The following is a 19,642-nucleotide window of genomic DNA, read 5'->3' on the forward strand; positions in this document are numbered from 1 at the left end:
AAAATAACCGGACCGGAAAACGTCTATGTTTTCCGGTCCGGTTTCTTTATTCAGGATGTCCGGCCGCTGCCCGGGCCGAAGCGTTCGGTATAGTCGGTCACTTCACGAAGTGCCCGTTCTTCAGTCGTTATCCGGACCGACAGCATCCAGGCATTGAGGGCCATGAAAATCACGGCAGTGAAGTAAGCCTGGAAAATCAGCGGCAACACGAGCAGCTCGGTCGTGACAATGACATAGTTCGGATGACGGAGCCATTTGTACGGTCCGCGCCTCACAACATTTGCGCCCGGCAGGATGATGATTTTCGTGTTCCAGAACTCTCCAAGCGATGCGAGGCACCAGATCCGCAATACTTGCATGGCCAGGAATACGGCAAGAAGCACCGGCCAGAGGGGGGACAGGGGCCGGTCTGTCAGGATCACCTCCGCAATCAGGAAGATAAAGAAACCGGTATGCATGGCGACCATATACGGGTAGTGGGAAGCCCCTGCCTCAAACGCTCCGCGTTCTTTGAGTTTCTGTTCATTGTGTTTGGCTACACGAAGTTCGATGAGCCGCTGAATAATGACAAGCCCGATGAGAATCCAAAAAAGCATCTTGCCGCCTCCTTACTGCCATTCCAGGAGAAGCAGTTCCCCCGAGAATCCCGGACCGAGAGCCGCCATGAGACCCTTTTCCCCGGTTGCCGGCTGCTTCTTCATAAACTGCTCCAGTACGAACAGTACTGTCGGGGAAGACATGTTGCCGTATTTCCGGAGAACTTGCCTGGAGATATCGGTCATGCCAGGTTCGAATCCGAGTGCTTCCTCATAAGCCAGCAACACTTTCTTGCCTCCGGGATGTGCCACGAAATGACGGATATCAGATTGTGAGAGTCCCTGGTTTTCAAGGAATTCATGGACGAACGGACCGAGCCATTCCGTGATGATGGCTGGAATACTTTTTGAAAAAATCACATGCAGGCCCGTGTCATCCACATCCCAGCCCATGACATCTTCGGAATCCGGCATCAGTTTCGAAAGCGTAGAGCGGATGGACGGGACCGGTCCGGAAGATCGGAGGGCCACTTTGTCTCCCGCCACCAGCGCGCAGGCCACTCCGTCTGCAAAGAGTGAGGCGCCGACCAGATTGCTTTTCGTATAATCTTCCGCCTGGAAGGTCAGGCTGCATAATTCCACACAAAGGACGAGCACGCGGTGGCCGGGGTGGGCGAGGCAGTAGTCGAATGCCCGGCTCATTCCGGAGGCCCCTCCCGCACACCCCAGTCCCCAGACAGGGATCCGCTTGACGTCATCCCGAAAAGGAAGAAGGTTCATGATGCGTGCTTCGATGCTTGGGGTCGAGATGCCGCTGCTCGATATGTAGAAGATCGCATCGATCTCTTCATAGCTTATATCCTCTTCGAGCAGTCCGCGGTTTTGCAGGCAACCGTTAATTGCCTCTGAGCCAAGGCGTATTGCATGTTCGATATACAGATTATTACGCTCTCCGAATGGGTGGGCCTCCCCGTACCACTCGAGCGGCATGGCGATGTAGCGAGTGTCGATGTCGCCATTGTCGAACACCCGAAGCAGCCGCTCTGTATCCCTGAACTTACCGCTGAACAGCTGTTTAGTCAGACCGGCTGCATCCCTCTGTCCGATTTCGTGGTCCGGGGTGACTGTATAGATGGATTCAATGACTGGCATTCCGTTTCCTCCTCGGTTCATCTTTTATTCTATACCCTTGTCCTCCCAAGATATGCGACGGGGGTGCAGTCTATCAGTCCGTCAGAATGGGTTCACTGAAATCCTTTTTCTTCTCAAATGCGACGAGGAAAGGGGGATGGCCCTTCTGGTTGATCAGTTCATAGCGGGCCACGTCGACATCGGCTTCACGGAGACGGCGGGCGTAGGCAAGAAGCGCATCGCGCTCACGGTCGCCGCCTTCATGGCCGTCATACACACAGACCGTAATCACGCCGCCTTTTTTAAGAAGGCCGAGAAGATCATGAATGGCCCTGACCGTCGTTTCCGGACGGGTAATTACCGAGGGGTTGCCTGCATTCGGGAGAAACCCGAGATTGAACATGGCGCCGCCGACCGGGCCTTCCGCATAATCCGCCACCCTGTCATGACTGTCCAGAATCAGTTGCGCACGTTCTGACAGGTTCCCGAGGCGGAGGCGGGTCGAGTCGAGTGCTTCCTGCTGGATATCAAAAGCGAGGACACGCCCCTCAGGGCCGGTCAGATCAGCAAGGAACAGGGTGTCATGTCCGTTTCCGGCAGTGGCATCCACAACCGTCTCCCCGGGACGGACGGTCCGCTCCATCAGTTTTCTCGCCTGTGCGAGTGTACGTCCAAGTTCCATAAAAAACATCCTCTCCTTAAGGCTGGTCCCTCTATCGTATCACCGGGAACGGCCGCGCTCCATTGAGCAGTGGATTGACAATGTTCGGACATAAGGCATCGGTATTGAAATGCTGCTTTACCGGGCATACAATCAGTGAGGTGAATTTGAAATACGGGAGGTGGGGACATGCCAAGAAGCGTCTGGCTGCTCGTCATCGGAATGTTCGTCAATACGGTCGGGAACTCGTTTATCTGGCCGCTCAATACTATTTATCTGCACGACCATCTCGGGAAGTCGCTGTCTGTCGCGGGGCTTGTCCTCATGGCCAACTCCGCTGCAGGCATTGTCGGGAATATGCTCGGCGGGTTTCTTTTTGACCGGATCGGCGGGTATCGTTCCGTCCTGGCCGGCATTCTGATTTCCCTTGTCGCTCTGGTCGGCCTCGTTTTTTATCACGGCTGGCCGCATTATGTCTGGCTTCTTGCATTGCTCGGCTTCGGAGGCGGTATAGTCTTCCCGAGCATGTACGCCATGGTCGGGACAGCCTGGCCCGAGGGCGGGCGGAAAGCATTTAATTCAATTTACCTTGCAAACAACGCTGGCGTCGCGATCGGTCCGGCACTGGCCGGACTTGTCGCTTCCTATAATATTGAATACATCTTCGTCGCCAACACGGTCATGTATGTTCTGTTCCTGCTGATTGCAGCGGTTGCCTACAGAGGCTTCAAGATCGATCCGGCCACGCACACATCGGTGATCAAGGAAAAGCGGACCATCCGGGAAAAGGCACCCCTCTATTCCCTGACAATCATGCTGTCCGGATTCTTCCTGACCTGGCTCGTTTACTCGCAGTGGACGACCACGCTGTCGACACATGCAATCGACATCGGCATTACCCTTGGAGAGTACAGCCTGCTTTGGACGATCAACGGTGCACTGATCGTGCTCGGCCAGCCGCTTATCCGGCCAATCATCAAGCGCTTTGAGGACAGGCTGAAGGTTCAGATGCTGATCGGCATCATCATTTTCACCTCGTCCTTTGTTGTCGTCGGTTTTGCAGAGTCATTTGCCATGTTCGTGACGTCCATGGTCATCCTGACATTCGGTGAAATGTTCGTCTGGCCGGTGATCCCGACCATCGCCAATTCACTTGCACCGCCGGGACGGGAAGGCTTCTACCAGGGAATCGTGAACAGTGTCTCGACGGGCGGCCGCATGGTCGGACCGGTGGTCGGCGGCGTTCTCGTCGACCTGTATGGCACGCAAGTCATGCTGATCATCCTGACCTCCATCCTGAGCCTCGCCATTCTGACAAGCCTGTTCTATGATGTTCCTCTGAAGCGGGAGGCGGCCAGACAATCGGCAGCCCATCGGCCATGAGAACGACTGTAGCCCGGCAACTTAATGTTGCTGGGTTTTTTTGATGTTTCGGCGGCGCTCTGTACCAATCTGAAAAGTTCTGATTCCATTGCAACATTGCCAGTGTTCTGATTAAATGAAGATAGTAACGCTTTCATTTAAGAGGACCGGAGGGAGATTTTATGAAACAGATCTATGACCAGGCGGCCGAGGCTGTCGCGGATATTAAGGACGGCTCCACACTCATGGTCGGCGGTTTCGGCCTGGTAGGGATACCGGAACAGCTGATTCTTGCGCTTGCCGACAGCGGAGTCAAGGACCTGACCGTCATTTCCAACAACTGCGGAATCGACGATTGGGGACTTGGCCTGCTGCTGAATAACCGTCAGATCAAGAAGATGATCGGCTCCTATGTCGGGGAGAATAAGGAGTTCGAGCGCCAGGTGCTGAGCGGTGAACTGGAGGTTGAACTGACGCCTCAAGGGACACTCGCAGAAAAGATCCGTGCAGGCGGAGCGGGCATCCCTGCATTCTTCACACCTGCCGGGGTCGGAACGCCGATCGCGGAAGGCAAAGAGACCCGGACCTTCAATGGGAAGGAATATGTCCTTGAAGAAGCATTGACTGCTGACTTTGCACTTGTGCGGGCCGCCAAGGCAGACAGGCTCGGCAACCTGGTCTACAACAAGACCGCCCAGAACTTCAACCCGATGATGGCTGCAGCCGGCAAAGTGACGATCGCCGAAGCGGAAGAAATCGTAGATGCGGGTGAACTGGATCCTGCAACGGTCCATACGCCAAGCATCTATGTGCAGCGACTGATCCAGGCAGAGCAGGAAAAACGCATCGAGCGGCTCACGACCCGCTGACGGAAAGGGGAGAACGAGAATGGATAAAGCACAAATGAGGGAACGTATCGCACGGCGCGCCGAAAAAGAGATTCATGACGGAGACTACGTTAATCTCGGAATCGGAATGCCGACACTCGTCGCGAACTATATTTCCGATGACAAAACGGTCATCCTCCAGTCGGAGAATGGGCTGCTCGGCATCGGGCCTTACCCGGAAAAGGACAAAGTCGACCCGGATCTGATCAACGCCGGCAAGGAGACCGTGACGGCGATCAGCGGAGCGGCTTATTTCGACAGCGCAGAGTCGTTCGCGATGATCCGGGGAGGGCACGTCGACGTTGCCATCCTTGGCGGAATGGAAGTTTCGGAAAGCGGGGACCTGGCGAACTGGATGATCCCAGGCAAGATGATCAAGGGAATGGGCGGTGCGATGGATCTGGTCCACGGCGCCAAGAAGATTATCGTCATCATGGAGCACGCCGCAAAGGATGGCTCCGCGAAAATCAAGAAAGAATGTTCGCTTCCGCTCACCGGCAAAGGAGTCGTCGACATGGTCATCACCGAGAGGTGCGTGATCGAGGTGACACCTGATGGCCTGAAACTCAAGGAAGTGTTCGAAGGCTTCACGGTTGACGACATCCTCGCCTCCACAGAAGCGGAACTTGACGTCAGCGAAGTCAATCAAAAAGCATAAAACCCGGCCGGAAAAGGAGACTTTTCCGGCTTTTGTTTACAGAGGGGGAGGAAAACACATGCACGTCATCAAGTTGCTGGAAGAAATGCAGCAGGCTGTCGGTCGGGTGCTGTTCGAAAAAGAGCGGGAAACTGAACTGATGCTGACCGCACTTGTGGCCGGTGGGCATGTGTTGCTGGAAGATGTCCCGGGCACGGGGAAGACCCTGCTCGCCAAGACGATGGCTGCGGTGATCGACGCAGATTTCAGACGGATCCAGTTCACTCCGGATGTCCTTCCCGGAGATGTGACGGGCATCCGGTTCTTTAACATGAAAACCCAGGAGTTCGAGTACCGGGAAGGTCCTGTCGCCACCAATATCCTGCTGGCCGATGAAATTAACCGGGCGACGCCCCGGACCCAATCGAGCCTTCTCGAGGCCATGGAGGAGGGGCAGTCTACAGTAGACGGCGAGACACACAGGCTGCCGAAGCTGTTCTTTGTGATCGCCACGCAGAATCCGATCGAGTCCGCACAGGGAACATTTGAACTTCCGGAAGCGCAGATGGACCGGTTTCTCATGAGAATCCGGCCGGGCTATCCGTCCGAGGAGGGCGAGCGGGCAATGATGCGCACCTATATTCATGGCAGTCCGGCTGTTGTGGAAGGGGTTGCAACCGTTGAGCAAGTTCTGGAAATCCGTAAACAGGCTATGGAGGTCCAGATTAACGAAGCGGTGGAAAGCTACCTGCTTGCGGTGGTGCGAACAACAAGGAAGCATCCGGACATAGAGACAGGAGCGAGCCCGAGGGGCACCATTGCACTCATGAGGGCGGTGCAGGCCCGGGCATTTCTGAGGGGAAGGGCCTTTGCCGTACCGGATGACGTACGGGCGCTGGCAGAACCCGTACTTGCTCACCGGCTCGTGCTGTCGGTTGAGGCGTTAATGAGAAACACGGCGGATGAGGTCATGAAAGAATTGCTGGACAGCATCGAGGTGCCGGTCGAAGGGGTCTCGCCATGATGGAGGCAGGCGCATCGCCAAAGAATGCGAAGCAGATCAAAGCGCCGGCCATGGTTTCCGGTGAGCTGCCACTCGGGAGGAGAGCCCGTTGAGACAGGATTTTCATCGGGAATTGATCACGAAAAGGGGAGCCTTGCCTATGCGTCGCTTTCAATGGTCATCGGTTTGCTGGCGGTTTTCGGGAAGAATGCATCACTTGGCGTCCTGGCCATCCTGATGCTTGGCCTGTACGGACTGAATGTTTTATACGTACGGAAAGCAGCGGGAAGCGTCAGGATCGGGGACGAGCGGGAAATGCTTCGGCTGTTCCCGGGGGAGAATGGTGAGCTTACCTTTACCTTCCTAAATGCCGGGAAGTTGCCCGTCTGGAACGCAGACTGGGAAGTCTCATTGCTGGATTATGACAGCTCAACTGAGCTGAAGGCAGAAAACGGGTCAGGGACGGTGTTTCCTTCGTTTTTCCTTCCGGGAAAAGGAAGGATCAGACAGACGGTCTGCTGTGCCGGGAAAAAACGGGGTCATGCCAGGCCGGCAGATCTGACCATTCATATCGGGGATTTTCTCGGTCTTTTCCAGGTCCGCCTGACCTATCGGGGGTATCTGCAGAAAGCGGTCATCGTCTTTCCCGAGCCGTCCGGATTTCCTCTGCCCGCACGTCTTGCCGGGCAGGCACCCGGTGCTGCTCCGGCGGCAGTCTCGCTGTTTGAGGAACGCACAAAGCCACGAGGTTCCCGGGAATATGTGGCCGGAGATCCCTTTGCTTCGATTGCATGGAAGGAAACGGCAAGGACAAGGGAGCTCCGTACGAAGGAATTTGACCGGGTGGTTCTCCAAAGATGGATTTTGGCCGCAGATCTCCGGGGCAGACGGCCGGGAGCAGCGGATCCAACTCTGGCAGAAGCGGTATTCAGCCAGATGGCCCATGCCGCCATGGAAGCAGAAAAGCGGGGGATTGAATTGGAGGTGCGGCTGAACATGAGGAGCGCTGCCAGGGATGGGCATCTCCATATTCCTGCTGACCATGGCCGTGCTCATCTGGCCGGGGTACTGAATCGGCTTGCGCGGCTGCCGGCGAGCGCACCGGCCCAGACACCCGCTGACATGTACCGGTCGATTGCAGAGAACGCCGCACGCGGTCATATCCTGCTTCATTTCGGAAGGCGTGGCAGGGAGTACGACGAACTGGCAGCCCTGATGAAGAGAAAAGGCGTTGCAGTCATACCGATATCCCCGGAGGAAAAGGAGGCTGCCGGATGAAGGACCGCAAAATGGAAGTCATCAGTCTGGCGACTCTGTTTCTGGAAGTGAGCGTCATCTATGTACTGGCGGCACCGCCATATCTGATGGACAGCAGCCTGCCTCCGGTTTTGCCTCATTTGCTAGCCGTGATGGCAGGATTTGCAGCTGTCCGCCTGGTGTCCGGCAATGCCGGCATAGCAGTGTCCGCAGTTCTTGCCTTGTTCTTGGCGTGGGCGGCCGGACTTCCGCCAGTCCATGCTGCGGTACTTGGAGCGTGGATTGGGTGGCGCATGAAGCGGGAGCCCGCCGGGACAGAGTGGCTGGCCGTCCTGATCTCCATCGCCTATAGCCTGGGCGTTTTTATGATGATTCTTCCCGGCGATGCGGGTCAGGTCATTTACGTGCTCATTGCCTGTCAGCTGGCATTCGCTGTTCTGCTTCGGAATGCAAGGTTGCTTTACCGTCAGCCGATCAGGCGGAGAGAACAGGATCGGGCCTTATTTCGGCTGTCGGCTGGTCTGTTCGCATTAACGGGGTTGCTGGTTTTTGCAAAGCCGCTCGTTGCCTGGGCGGGAGGAATGGCAGGAATGTCTTTCGGAGCTGTGTTTTATACGTTTATCACCCGGCTCACCGCGCCCGCCTGGGGACCGCTGGAGCATTTTTTTGGCCGGATGAACTCCCGTAGCGAAGGCGGAGATTTCGCAGGCGAAGGGGGAGCCGGGGGAGAGATGCCGGTCATGGGAGCTGCAGAAGGAATTCAATGGGGACCTGGTGCCTTGTTTGCATTCCTGCTTGTTCTCGGTGGTGCCGTGTTGTACAGCATCTTTTGGAACCGGAACAAAATGAAGTCGGCGCAGTCATTTGTCAGGACTGCTGCAGGAGCGTCGGACATCCCTATGGAAGAATTGAAGGCATCCGGCAGGAACCGGACTTCGGATTTCCGCCGTAATCAGATACGGCGGGAAGTTTACCGGCTGGAACGGAGGATGCGGCGCGCAGGTTTCGGCCAGAAACCGGAAGAGACCTTCCGGAAATGGCTGGGACGGCTCGGACTGGACCCGGAACGGAGGGACCGGCTGAACCGGCTGTATGCCAGGGTCCGTTATGGAGAAGAAGAGATCGGGACGGAGGAAGCGGAATCGTTCCGCAGGTCGCTCCGGGCCATCCGGCCTCCGGAAGAAGATTAGGCAGTAAACAAAGAATGCCCCGCATCCGCGGGGCATTCTCTCATTAGGACAAGTCAGATTCGTCAGGAACTGTTTTCTCATCTTTACCGGCTTTCAGTCCTGCAAGAAACAGCAGAATGATCGTTACAAGGAAGAGTCCGAGTGACACTGTCCATTTCCCGGACAAATCGTGGAAAGCACCGAACAAAACGGGGCCGGCTGCCGCAAGCAGATAACCGACCGACTGTGCCATCCCGGAAAGCGAAGCGGCTTCGGACGGCGTATTTGTCCTGAGCGTGAAGAACATCATCGCAAGGCCGAACGAGGCACCGCCGGATATCCCCATCAGGATCATCCAAAGCGGGGCGGCCGACATGTTTCCGGAGAACAGCCCTCCATATCCGGCCAGGTAAATGACCGTGATCAGGATGACGAGAAGCCGCTGATCCTTCATCCGCCCGGCGATGATCGGGATCATGAATGTGAAAGGGATCTGCGAGAACTGGACGAGTGAGAACATCCATCCCGCCCGTTCCGCATCCATCCCGCGGTCCGTCAGAACTTCCGGCACCCATGCGGCGGTGGTGAAGAACATGACGGATTGAAGCCCCATAAAAAATGTGACGCCCCATGCCAGAGGAGACTTCCACAGCGGCCGCGGAGCGGGCCCCTTAACAGGACCCGAAGCATCAAGCACCGGTCGCTTGACCACTTGAGGCAGCCAAACAATCGCCGCGATTACCGCAAGCATGGCCCATACGCCGAGCGATAATCTCCAGCCAAGAGAAGTTGCCGAGGCGAGCGGCGCACTGACGCCGGCAGCCAGTCCGGCAAAAAGGTTCATCGAGACGGTATAGAGCCCTGTCATCAGTCCGACCTGCATCGGGAAATTCATCTTGACGAAACCGGGCAGCAGGACATTGCCGAATGCTATGGCCACGCCGAGAAGGAATGTCCCGGCAATCAGCAACCCTGTCCCGCCGGAAGAGCGGATGACGATACCGATGGTCAAGAGGAGAAGGGCGATGAAGAGACTCCGCGCCATGCCGATCCGGTCCGCAATTTTCGGAACCAGGGGTGAGACGGCAGCGAACGCGAGGAGCGGAATCGTGGTCAGAAATCCGGCGACCGTTCCTGAGATCGACAGGTCTTCCATGATTCTTGAAATAACCGGACCGACCGAAGTCAGAGGAGACCTGAGACTGAAGGCGATGAACACTACGCCGAGGAGCAGGAGCAGCGTAGCGGGTTTGAGGTCAAGTTTTTTCGTGCGGTATGACGGGGTGTTAGCGTCCAAGCAAAGCGCCTCCAGACTGAAAAGTGAAGATTTTGGCAAAACTGCCCATTGCACATTATCGTACCACCCGGCACCCGGATAGTAAACGGCTCCAGGCACTTGCGGCACAGTCGTCCTATCGGGTACAATGATGGCAATACTCAAGGGCGTCGAAGGGGAATAGTAGGCGGCCCGATCCTTCCAGAGAGCCGGCGGTTGCTGCGAGCCGGCAGGGTCGGTCTGCCGAACTCACCCCGGAGTCTGCATCACCGGCACGAAAGTTGTCGGGCGGTGCCGTTTTCCGCGTTAAGGATGAGCTGGACGGCTTGCCGTCAATGTGGGTGGCACCGCGGGAGAATCGACTCTCGTCCCTGACTTTTTTGGGGACGGGAGTCTTTTCATTTCAGGAGGGAGACAAAAGGCATGAGCTACAATCATCGAGAGATTGACCGCAAGTGGCGGAAATACTGGGAAGAAAACAAGACGTTCAAAACGGTCGACGAACCGGATAAACCAAAATTCTATGCGCTGGATATGTTTCCATATCCGTCGGGCGCAGGCCTTCACGTCGGGCATCCGCTCGGCTACATCGCGACCGATATCCTGAGCGGCTTCAAGCGGATGCAGGGACACAATGTGCTCCACCCGATGGGCTGGGATGCATTCGGTCTTCCGGCAGAACAGTATGCGCTCGACACGGGGAACGACCCGGCGGAATTCACGGCACGCAACATCGCGACGTTCAAGCGCCAGATGCAGGAACTCGGTTTCTCGTATGACTGGGACCGGGAAATCAACACGACCGACCCGGAGTACTACAAGTGGACGCAGTGGATCTTCATCCAGCTTTATAAAAAAGGCCTGGCTTATGTTGACGAAGTTCCGGTCAACTGGTGCCCGGCACTCGGCACGGTTCTCGCGAACGAAGAAGTCATCGACGGGGTCTCCGAACGCGGTGGACACCCGGTGGAGCGCCGTCCGATGCGCCAGTGGGTGCTGAAGATCACGGAATACGCCGACCGCCTGCTGGAAGACCTCGATGACCTCGACTGGCCTGACAGCCTGAAAGAGATGCAGCGTAACTGGATCGGCCGCTCGGAAGGCGCACAGGTCAAGTTCGAGATTGACGGAACCGGCCTGTCGTTTGAGGCGTTCACGACCCGGCCTGACACGCTTTTCGGCGCGACGTATGCCGTTCTTGCTCCTGAGCACAAGCTCGTGAACCAGATCACGACGGATGAACAGCGGGAGGCAGTTGATGCCTATCTCGACAAAGTCAAGACGAAGAGTGACCTCGAGCGTACGGATCTTGCCAAAGAAAAGACAGGCGTCTTCACAGGCGCTTATGCGATCAACCCGGTCAGCGGCGAGAAGATGCCGATCTGGGTTGCGGACTATGTCCTCGCATCGTACGGGACGGGTGCCATCATGGCCGTTCCGGCGCATGATGAGCGGGACTATGAGTTCGCGAAGGAATTCGGCCTTCCGATCGTTGAAGTGGTTGCAGGCGGCAATATTGACGAAGAAGCCTACATAGGCGACGGCGAGCACGTGAACTCCGGCTTCCTGAACGGCCTTGGCAAGGAAGAAGGCATCACGAAGGCGATCGAGTGGCTCGAGGAAAATGGCAAGGGCGAGAAGAAGATCACCTACCGCCTGCGTGACTGGCTGTTCTCCCGCCAGCGTTACTGGGGCGAACCGATTCCGGTCATCCATTGGGAAGACGGCTCGATGACGACCGTTCCGGAAGAAGAGCTGCCGCTCATGCTGCCGAGAACGGACAACATCCGCCCGAGCGGCACCGGCGAATCTCCGCTTGCCAATATCGAGGATTGGGTGAATGTCGTGGATCCGGAGACCGGCATGAAAGGGCGCCGCGAGACGAACACGATGCCTCAGTGGGCCGGCAGCTGCTGGTACTACATCCGCTACATCGACCCGCACAACTCGGAGCAGCTCGTCGATCCGGAACTGGCCGAGCGCTGGCTGCCGGTCGACATCTACGTCGGAGGCGCAGAACATGCCGTGCTCCATCTGTTGTATGCGCGGTTCTGGCACAAGGTGCTTTATGACATCGGCGTCGTCAAGACGAAGGAGCCTTTCCAGAAGCTCTTTAACCAGGGCATGATCCTCGGCGAAGGCAACGAGAAGATGTCGAAATCGAAGGGCAATGTCGTCAACCCGGACGATATCGTCGCAAGCCATGGCGCCGATGCGCTTCGCCTGTATGAAATGTTCATGGGGCCGCTGGATGCATCGAAAGCCTGGTCGACAAACGGCCTTGACGGATCCCGCAAGTTCCTAGACCGGGTTTGGCGCCTGTTCACGGAAGCGGACGGCACGCTCTCTTCGAAGATCACAGACGAAAACGACGGCACACTCGACAAAGTCTATAACCAGACCGTCAAAAAAGTGACCGAAGACCTTGAGAACATGCACAACAACACGGCCATCTCGCAGATGATGGTGTTCATCAACGAAGCGTACAAGGCCGACAAGCTTCCGAAGGAATACGCGGAAGGCTTCGTTAAGCTGCTGTCGCCGATCTGCCCATTCATCACGGAAGAGCTTTGGCGCATCCTTGGCCACAATGATTCCATCAAATTCGAATCGTGGCCGACGTATGACGAGTCGAAGCTTGTCGACGACGAAGTGGAAATCGCCGTCCAGATCAACGGCAAGGTCCGCTCGAAAGTCGTCGTTCCTGCAGATGTCACTAAGGAAGACCTCGAAGCGGCCGCTCTTGCAGAACCGCGCGTCAAGGAGCTCACGGAAGGCAAGGACATCAAAAAAGTCATTGCCATCCCGGGCCGCCTTGTGAACATTGTTGCGAAATAAATTGGACATCAAAAAGAACCCGGAGCGGGATGGCTCCGGGTTCTTTTGTTGGCCTATAAATGAGGTAAGCGCGCATAGAAAGTCCGCGAGCGCTCATAGAACGGGCAGAAGCGCTCATAGAAAGGCGACGAGCGCTCATAGAATGCTGACGAGTGCTCATAGAGTCCCTGCATTCCCATTGCCGCCAACTTCAAAGCCGCCCGCTGAATCTCAGCGGGCGGTTTAATGATTTTATTCTTCTTTTCCGGTAGCCAGTTTGCCCGCGTTCATCCCGGCAATGCGGCCGGTGACAAGTGCTGAGGTGATATTGTAACCGCCGGTGTATCCATGGATATCGAGTACCTCACCACAGAAGTAGAGGCCTTCCTTTTTCTTTGAGGCCAACGTTTTTGGACCTACTTCCTTGACCGATACGCCGCCTCCAGTGACAAATGCCTTCTCAATCGGCAGTGTGCCGTTCACGGTCATGTCAAATGAATGAATGAATTGCGCAAGCTTTCTCAGCTTGTCATGGGCGATTTGGCCGGCGGGGGCGGCCGGGTCGATATCGGACCGGCTCATGAGGAACAGCAGCCATCGTTCCGGTACAAGGCCTTTCCAAAGGTTCTTCGCCGCTTTCTTCGGCTCTTCCTTGCCCGACCGGACAAGATGCTGGAAGGTTTCTTCCGGATTTTGATCAGGCAGCGCATCAATCCGCATCGTGACGGGATTGCCGCTGTTTTTCTTCCTTTCCTTCACGACAAATTGGCTGCACCGGAGGATGGCCGGGCCGCTCAGTCCGAAGTGGGTGAACAGCATGTCCATCCGGTGGGTGACGAGCGTCTTTCCTTTTTTGTTCAGGACGGAAACGGCAGTGTCACGCAAGGCGAGTCCCTGAAGCTCCCTGGACCGGATGAACGGTTCATCGGAGAGAAGGGGAACCTCCGTCGGATACAGCTCTGTAACGGTATGGCCCGCGCGTTCTGCCCAAGGATAGGCGTCGCCGGTCGACCCGGTCTGCGGTACGGCTTTGCCGCCGGTCGCAACGATGACGGATTTGGAGCGGATCTCCTCGCCGTCTTCCAGCCGGACGCCGAGGATGCGTTCATCATCCATGAGGAGCTTGGCTACCCTTGCCCCGAACCTGACTTTTACGCCGAGCCGGCCGAGTTCTCCGGTCAGGGCATTGACGACATCCATCGCCTGATCTGACACGGGGAACATCCGGCCGTGGTCTTCTTCCTTAAGAGGAACACCGAGTCCTTCGAAAAAGCGGATAATGTCCTGATTGTCGAATACCGAAAACGGACTGTAAAGGAACCGCCCGTTACCGGGGATGTGCCGGATAATTTCTTCGTATTCGAGGTTATTCGTCACATTACAGCGGCCGCCGCCACTGATGGCGAGTTTCTTGCCAAGTTTGTTTCCTTTTTCGATCAGCAGCACGCGGGCGCCTTCAGCGCCTGCTGCAGCAGCGGCCATCAGGCCGGACGGTCCGCCACCGATCACGATTACATCTTGCATATGAAAATGCTCCTTTCGGATGCTCCATTCAATTGACCTTCTATACCCGATATGGCCTCTGGCCCGGCCACCATTATACACCGTTTTCTCCAAAAGAATTTGAGATATTGGACGGAGCGGAGTAAACTGGACTTTAGCTTATAAGAATGGAAGGGTCACATGTCATCGAATCTAGTCAAAGGGACGGCGATCCTGTCGATCGGTCTGTTCCTGTCCAAGGCGCTCGGTCTTTTGTATGTCATTCCGCTCTATGCAATGGTCGGTGAGGAGAATCTGGGCCTCTATCAGTATGCCTATATCCCTTATAACATCATGCTTTCTTTTGCAATTTCGGGCATGCCGATCGCTGTTTCGAAATACGTTTCAAAATACAATGCGCTCGGTGATTATCAGGCGGGAAGAAAACTGCTTAAGTCCAGCCAGTGGATTATGATCGGCTCGGGGATCGTCTCATTTCTCCTGCTGTTCTTCCTGGCTGAACCCATCGCGCAGATTGTCCGTGCCGATGATGAGCAGGTATTCACCGTCGATGAAATCACAGGCGTCATCCGCCTCGTCAGCTTCGCGCTGATTGTCGTGCCGTTCATGAGCCTGACCCGCGGTTTCTTCCAGGGGTACCAGCAATTCACCCCGACGGCGGTTTCCCAGCTGATCGAACAGATTGTAAGGATCCTGTTTGTCCTGGCCGGCGTGTATATTGTTCTCAACTTCACGGAAGGCTCTGAGAAGACCGCTATTTCTTTTGCGGTATTCGCTGCATTTGTCGGAGCTGTTGCGGGCCTGGCCGTCCTCTATTACTATTGGCGGCGGGAAAAGCCAGAGATGGACAGCCTTCTTGCGGAGAGCACCGGCAGCGCGGACGTCCGGCTCAAAGATATGTATCGCGAACTGATTGTCTATATCTTCCCGATTGTGCTGGTCGGGCTGGCGAACCCGCTGTTCCAGTTTGTCGACATGCTCACGTTCAACCGGGCAATGGCATCGATCGGGCTAGCATCCGTATCAGACGGACAGCTCGGGATGCTGAACTTCTCCACGCACAAAATTGTCATGATCCCGGTCATGGTGGGGACCGCATTCTCCATGGCCATCATTCCGATTGTAACCGGCTATTATACAAAAGGGGACAAGCTGGGCATGACCCGGTCGCTCGACCAGGTGTTCCAGATTGTTGCGTTTCTGACGCTGCCGATGATCACGGGCCTGATGATCCTCTCGGACGAGCTGTATCATCTGCTGTTCGAGCAAAGCCCGGTCGGAGCGGATATCCTGAGGACATACGCGCCTGCAGCATTGCTGTTTGCGCTTTACTCGGTGTCCGGTTCAATTCTCCAGGCCATCGACCGTCACAAATGGATCGTCCTGAACCTCATGGTCGGTCTGCTTCTGAAGCTGGTGCTAAACATTCCACTGATCCGCATGTTCGAGGCGGAGGGGGCCATCTATGCCACGGTGATCGGTTATGGCGCAGCAGTGGCGATGAACATCGGCGTGGCCGTACGTACGCTCCGTTACCGATCCCATATGGTTGTCCGCAGACTTCTCTTGATTTTGCTGTTCAATGCCGTCATGGGACTGGCTGCCTGGTCGGTTCTGCAGGGACTCTACCTCTTCGGGGAGGCGGACGGAAAAGGGGATGCTTTCCTCTATACGCTGATCACGGCGGTTGCAGGAGCGGTTGTTTATGCCATCCTTGCTTTCCGTTCAGGTCTCGCGCATAAATTGTTCGGTGACCGTCTGAAGAGGATTACGAAAAAGTTTGGAATGTGAGGTGCCGGTGTTGAGACTTGATAAATTGCTGGCCAACTCGGGCTATGGTTCGAGAAAAGAGGTCAAAGCCCTGCTCAAGCAGGGGGCGGTCTCGGTGGACGGAGTCCCGGTGAAGGACCCCGCACTCCACGTCGACCCGGACACCCTGGAGGTTACGGTATTCGGGGATCCGGTTGACTACAGGGAATTCATCTATCTGATGATGAACAAGCCGCCGGGTGTCATCTCGGCGACGGAAGACACGCGCGACCGGACAGTGGTCGACCTTCTCCCGTACGAATATCGCCGATTTAAACCGTTCCCGGTCGGCCGGCTCGACAAGGATACGGAAGGGCTTCTGCTGATCACCAATGACGGGAAGCTTTCCCATGAGCTGCTGTCCCCTAAGAAACATGTCGGAAAAACGTATTTTGCGAGGATCGATGGGGAAGTGACAGATGCAGACGGCGAAGCGTTCCGTGTAGGCGTGACGCTTGATGACGGCTATGTCACCAAGCCGGCGGAACTGAACATCCTGAGCAGCGGTCCCGAGTCCGAAATCGAGCTGACCATCACTGAGGGGAAATTTCACCAGGTAAAGAGAATGTTCGAGTCCAGGGGCAAGCGGGTCACTTATCTGAAGCGCCTCACGATGGGCCCTCTTGGACTGGACCCGGACCTCGGCACAGGTGAATGGCGGGAACTCTCCGATGAGGAGCTGCATGGGGTGAAAAACAGATAAATGCCGTTTGGCGCAACGGAAAAGGACGGTTCCCGAATCATGTTCGGGGACCGTCCTTTTCGGTATGTGTACACACTTATGAAGTCATCTTCACTCGTTTGTTCGTCGTTGTCCATTTGCCCCGGCTTGGACTGCTCACCAGGCCATTAAAAGCAAGCACGCTTAAATCTCGTTGCACCGTGCGCGGAGTGATGCCGAATGCGTCGACCAGATCCTCGGTCGAAACGGTGCCCTGATCACGGATGTACATGTATACATCCTTAATGCGGGTGAGCATCCGGTCGGTAGTCGGTTTCAAATCGTAACCACTCCTTCATCATATTCTCCATGTCAAGACCAGCGGACGACCTAAAGCTTCGAGCTCTGCTCGATACTTTTCGGCTGAGGGCGTACACATCCTTTTGTGATTTTGAGCTTTTTCATGCTCGCTATCATTATACAATAATAGTTTGACTATTCCAATGCATCTAACATTTTTTACATCTTCTTTACAGGCAGGTTACAATGTGCGGCCTGCTTTCAATTTTCTCCCGAGTGTGTAGAATGGCAATAAGAAAAGGGAGGCATGAGCCGAATGGATTGGAAGCAGCAAGCAGAGCAGGCTGAAAAAAGAATGATATCGGATCTTAAGGCGCTCATCTCCATTAAGAGTGTCCTGGATGAATCGGCTTCAACCGGAGAAGCGCCATTTGGTCCCGGACCGAAACAGGCGATGGATTGGATTCTAGACCACGGCAGGGAAGCGGGCATGACGGTCAAAGAGGTCGGAGGCGCGGCCGGACATATCGAAATCGGCGAGGGGGACGGCCTTCTCGGTATTCTCTGCCACGTGGATGTCGTACCTGCCGGAGACGGATGGGAGACGCCGCCATTTGAAGGTCATGAGCGTAACGGGAGAGTGTACGGCAGAGGCGCGATCGATGACAAGGGGCCGACCATTGCAGCCTTCCATGCACTGAAGATGGTCAAAGAATCGGGCATCCCCCTCAACAAAAGAGTCCGGCTGATTGTCGGAAGTGATGAGGAAAGCGGATTCCGCTGCATGAAGCGCTATTTCGAAACGGAAGAAATGCCGGAGATCGGCTTCGCGCCTGACGCAGACTTCCCGATTATCCATGCGGAAAAGGGAATTGCAGACCTTGTCTTTTCCCAACTTCCGGGTGAAGATGCCGGACCGCTGCGCTCTTTCCGCGCCGGAGACCGGACAAACATGGTTCCTGACATGGCCCGGGCGGAGGTGTCGGTTCCTGTATCTGAACTTGAAGGGGATTTCGGTATATTTTGCGAGGAAGCCGGAACACGGGGTGAACTTGAACGGCACGGAGACTCGTGCGTCATCACCTTATATGGGAGAGCCGCGCATGCCATGGAACCTGAAGACGGAGTGAATGCAGGTGTCCGATTGGCACGGTTCCTTGATCCTTATATGGAGGGAGCTTCCGCCCGCTTCACTTCCTTTGTCACACAGGCGTTTGGCGGCGGTTCCAGGGGGCATGATCTCGGATTGGATTTTTTCGATGAAATTTCCGGAGAGACCACACTCAATGCAGGGATTCTGACGTATAATGGGTCAAAGGGCGGAGAGGTCTCCGTCAGCATGCGCTACTCAGTCATGTATCCGAAAGAGGAAAAGCTGGCCGCATGCCGCGAAGCCATTGAAGGATCCGGCTTCACGCTTGATATCGCTTCCGATTCTCCTCCCCACCATGTGGATGCCGATGACCCTCTGGTACGCACGCTCCGTGATGTATACGAACGGCAGACCGGAGAACAGGCGGAGCTCCTTGCGATCGGCGGGGGAACCTATGCCCGCACGCTCGAGAAAGGTGTCGCCTTCGGCATGCTCTTCCCGGGAAGGCCGGATGTCGCCCATCAGGCGGACGAGTATGTGGATATCGAAGATCTCGTGAAGGCGGCCGCAATCTATGCGGATGCCATTGTATCCCTTGCAGTTGAACAGCCAACGGACAAGAACAACTAATTCGTATGAAAGAAGGATTAAAAAACATGTCCATGTATCTGATGAATGACCGCTTTGTGAAAGACGATGAAGTGACCGTTTCGATTGAAGACCGCGGCTACTACTTTGGGGACGGCGTTTATGAAGTGATTCGTGTATACGGCGGCGCCATGTTTACCGCGGAAGAGCATATCGGGCGGCTATTTGAGTCAGCGGCAAAAATCCGGATGGAGCTCCCGTACGGTCCGGAAGAGATGATTGAGAAACTGACCCGTCTCGTCGCGGACAATGGTGTGAAGGAAGGCCATGTGTACATCCAGGCCACACGCGGGGCTGCACCGCGTGTTCACCAGTTCCCGGGCGAGGGCGTTGCTCCCGTCATCACGGCCTACACAAAATCCTATCCGGATGATGCCCCTGCTGCTGAGCCTGCCAAGCTCAAGTCTGTGGCAGACATCCGCTGGCTCCGCTGCGATATCAAGAGCCTCAATCTTCTAGCCAATGTCATGGCCAAACAGGAAGCCTATGAAGCAGGCTGCACCGAAGCCCTTCTTCATCGGGAAGGAACGGTGACGGAAGGCTCATCCTCGAATATGTTCGGTGTGAAGGACGGGGTGATCCACACTCATCCGGTCTCGAACTTCATTCTGAACGGGATCACGCGCCGCGTTATCATGCAGTGTTGTGAAGAAATCGGACAGCTTGTCAAAGAGGAACCGATGGCGCTTGAGGATGTTTACTCGATGGATGAGTTCTTCTTGTCCTCGACGACGAACGGCATCCTGCCGGTAAGTGAGATTGATGGCCGCAAGATCGGTGACGGAAGCCCGGGACCGGTCACCAAGCGGCTTATGGAGGCTTTTGACGCGAAGCTGCCGGAGCCAATCGCGACACGCTGACCGGATGAAGGCGATCTTCATTGTCAATCCTG

The 19,642-nt window shown here is 55.8% G+C and carries 17 protein-coding genes and 1 other annotated feature; of the genes, 11 read left to right on the forward strand and 6 right to left on the reverse strand.

Annotated elements, in window-relative coordinates; genetic code table 11:
* Window positions 1-50: 50 nt before the first annotated feature.
* The 3 genes from AV656_RS00235 to AV656_RS00245 all read right to left on the reverse strand — a co-directional run bounded on the left by AV656_RS00235 (window position 51) and on the right by AV656_RS00245 (window position 2,349).
* The gene (locus AV656_RS00235) at window positions 51-596 is read right to left on the reverse strand and encodes an isoprenylcysteine carboxyl methyltransferase family protein (RefSeq protein WP_063177701.1); all 546 of its coding nucleotides are present in this window, start codon (window positions 594-596) and stop codon (window positions 51-53) included.
* Between the two features lie 12 nt (window positions 597-608).
* Entirely contained in the window at window positions 609-1,688 is a 1,080-nt protein-coding gene (locus AV656_RS00240) for a type III polyketide synthase (protein ID WP_063177703.1), read from the reverse strand.
* A gap of 73 nt (window positions 1,689-1,761) precedes the next feature.
* Window positions 1,762-2,349, reverse strand: coding sequence for a class I SAM-dependent methyltransferase (locus tag AV656_RS00245; protein ID WP_063177705.1), 588 nt, complete (start codon window positions 2,347-2,349; stop codon window positions 1,762-1,764).
* A 168-nt stretch (window positions 2,350-2,517) separates the two neighbouring features.
* On the opposite strand from AV656_RS00245, the gene AV656_RS00250 reads away from it, so the two are divergent.
* The 6 genes from AV656_RS00250 (at window position 2,518) to AV656_RS00275 (ending at window position 8,664) form a co-directional block, all read left to right on the forward strand.
* Window positions 2,518-3,711: an MDR family MFS transporter gene (locus AV656_RS00250; RefSeq protein WP_063177707.1), complete on the forward strand. Its 1,194-nt coding sequence runs from the start codon at window positions 2,518-2,520 to the stop codon at window positions 3,709-3,711.
* Window positions 3,712-3,872: 161 nt separating this feature from the next.
* Entirely contained in the window at window positions 3,873-4,559 is a 687-nt protein-coding gene (locus AV656_RS00255) for a CoA transferase subunit A (RefSeq protein WP_063177709.1), read from the forward strand.
* A 19-nt stretch (window positions 4,560-4,578) separates the two neighbouring features.
* The gene (locus AV656_RS00260; protein ID WP_063177711.1) at window positions 4,579-5,235 is read left to right on the forward strand and encodes a CoA transferase subunit B; all 657 of its coding nucleotides are present in this window, start codon (window positions 4,579-4,581) and stop codon (window positions 5,233-5,235) included.
* A gap of 58 nt (window positions 5,236-5,293) precedes the next feature.
* Complete coding sequence (locus AV656_RS00265) at window positions 5,294-6,238, forward strand: AAA family ATPase (protein ID WP_063177713.1); 945 nt, start codon at window positions 5,294-5,296, stop codon at window positions 6,236-6,238.
* A 24-nt stretch (window positions 6,239-6,262) separates the two neighbouring features.
* Complete coding sequence (locus tag AV656_RS00270) at window positions 6,263-7,495, forward strand: DUF58 domain-containing protein (protein WP_082818538.1); 1,233 nt, start codon at window positions 6,263-6,265, stop codon at window positions 7,493-7,495.
* Window positions 7,492-8,664 (forward strand): DUF4129 domain-containing protein, encoded by a 1,173-nt coding sequence (locus AV656_RS00275; RefSeq protein WP_063177717.1) that lies wholly within the window; start codon window positions 7,492-7,494, stop codon window positions 8,662-8,664. The genes AV656_RS00270 and AV656_RS00275 overlap by 4 nt, the downstream gene beginning before the upstream one ends.
* 43 nt (window positions 8,665-8,707) lie before the next feature.
* Here the strand turns inward: AV656_RS00275 and AV656_RS00280 are convergent, their stop codons facing one another.
* Entirely contained in the window at window positions 8,708-9,940 is a 1,233-nt protein-coding gene (locus tag AV656_RS00280; RefSeq protein WP_063177719.1) for a CynX/NimT family MFS transporter, read from the reverse strand.
* A 140-nt stretch (window positions 9,941-10,080) separates the two neighbouring features.
* Window positions 10,081-10,295, forward strand: a binding site (T-box leader).
* 47 nt (window positions 10,296-10,342) lie between these two features.
* Here AV656_RS00280 and leuS point away from each other — a divergent pair.
* Window positions 10,343-12,757: a leucine--tRNA ligase gene (leuS, locus tag AV656_RS00285; RefSeq protein WP_063177721.1), complete on the forward strand. Its 2,415-nt coding sequence runs from the start codon at window positions 10,343-10,345 to the stop codon at window positions 12,755-12,757.
* 231 nt (window positions 12,758-12,988) lie between these two features.
* Here the strand turns inward: leuS and AV656_RS00290 are convergent, their stop codons facing one another.
* Window positions 12,989-14,260 (reverse strand): NAD(P)/FAD-dependent oxidoreductase, encoded by a 1,272-nt coding sequence (locus tag AV656_RS00290; RefSeq protein ID WP_063177723.1) that lies wholly within the window; start codon window positions 14,258-14,260, stop codon window positions 12,989-12,991.
* Between the two features lie 159 nt (window positions 14,261-14,419).
* Between AV656_RS00290 and AV656_RS00295 the strand changes: the two genes are divergently transcribed.
* Together AV656_RS00295 and AV656_RS00300 are read left to right on the forward strand one after the other, a co-directional pair.
* Complete coding sequence (locus AV656_RS00295; protein WP_063177725.1) at window positions 14,420-16,030, forward strand: putative polysaccharide biosynthesis protein; 1,611 nt, start codon at window positions 14,420-14,422, stop codon at window positions 16,028-16,030.
* Window positions 16,031-16,040: 10 nt separating this feature from the next.
* Window positions 16,041-16,751, forward strand: coding sequence for a pseudouridine synthase (locus AV656_RS00300; RefSeq protein WP_063178816.1), 711 nt, complete (start codon window positions 16,041-16,043; stop codon window positions 16,749-16,751).
* A 76-nt stretch (window positions 16,752-16,827) separates the two neighbouring features.
* Here AV656_RS00300 and AV656_RS00305 read toward each other — a convergent pair whose 3' ends face one another.
* Window positions 16,828-17,049 carry a DeoR family transcriptional regulator gene (locus AV656_RS00305; protein ID WP_063177727.1) on the reverse strand — a complete coding sequence of 74 codons (222 nt, stop codon included), beginning with the start codon at window positions 17,047-17,049 and terminating at the stop codon, window positions 16,828-16,830.
* A 276-nt stretch (window positions 17,050-17,325) separates the two neighbouring features.
* Between AV656_RS00305 and pepV the strand changes: the two genes are divergently transcribed.
* Both pepV and dat read left to right on the forward strand, forming a co-directional pair.
* Window positions 17,326-18,732, forward strand: a complete 1,407-nt coding sequence (pepV, locus tag AV656_RS00310; RefSeq protein WP_063177729.1) for a dipeptidase PepV — start codon at window positions 17,326-17,328, stop codon at window positions 18,730-18,732.
* 26 nt (window positions 18,733-18,758) lie between these two features.
* The gene (gene dat / locus AV656_RS00315; protein WP_063177730.1) at window positions 18,759-19,610 is read left to right on the forward strand and encodes a D-amino-acid transaminase; all 852 of its coding nucleotides are present in this window, start codon (window positions 18,759-18,761) and stop codon (window positions 19,608-19,610) included.
* Window positions 19,611-19,642 lie beyond the last annotated feature (32 nt).

This window comes from Bhargavaea cecembensis (assembly GCF_001619585.1).
Taxonomy (GTDB): Bacteria; Bacillota; Bacilli; order Bacillales_A; family Planococcaceae; genus Bhargavaea; species Bhargavaea cecembensis_A.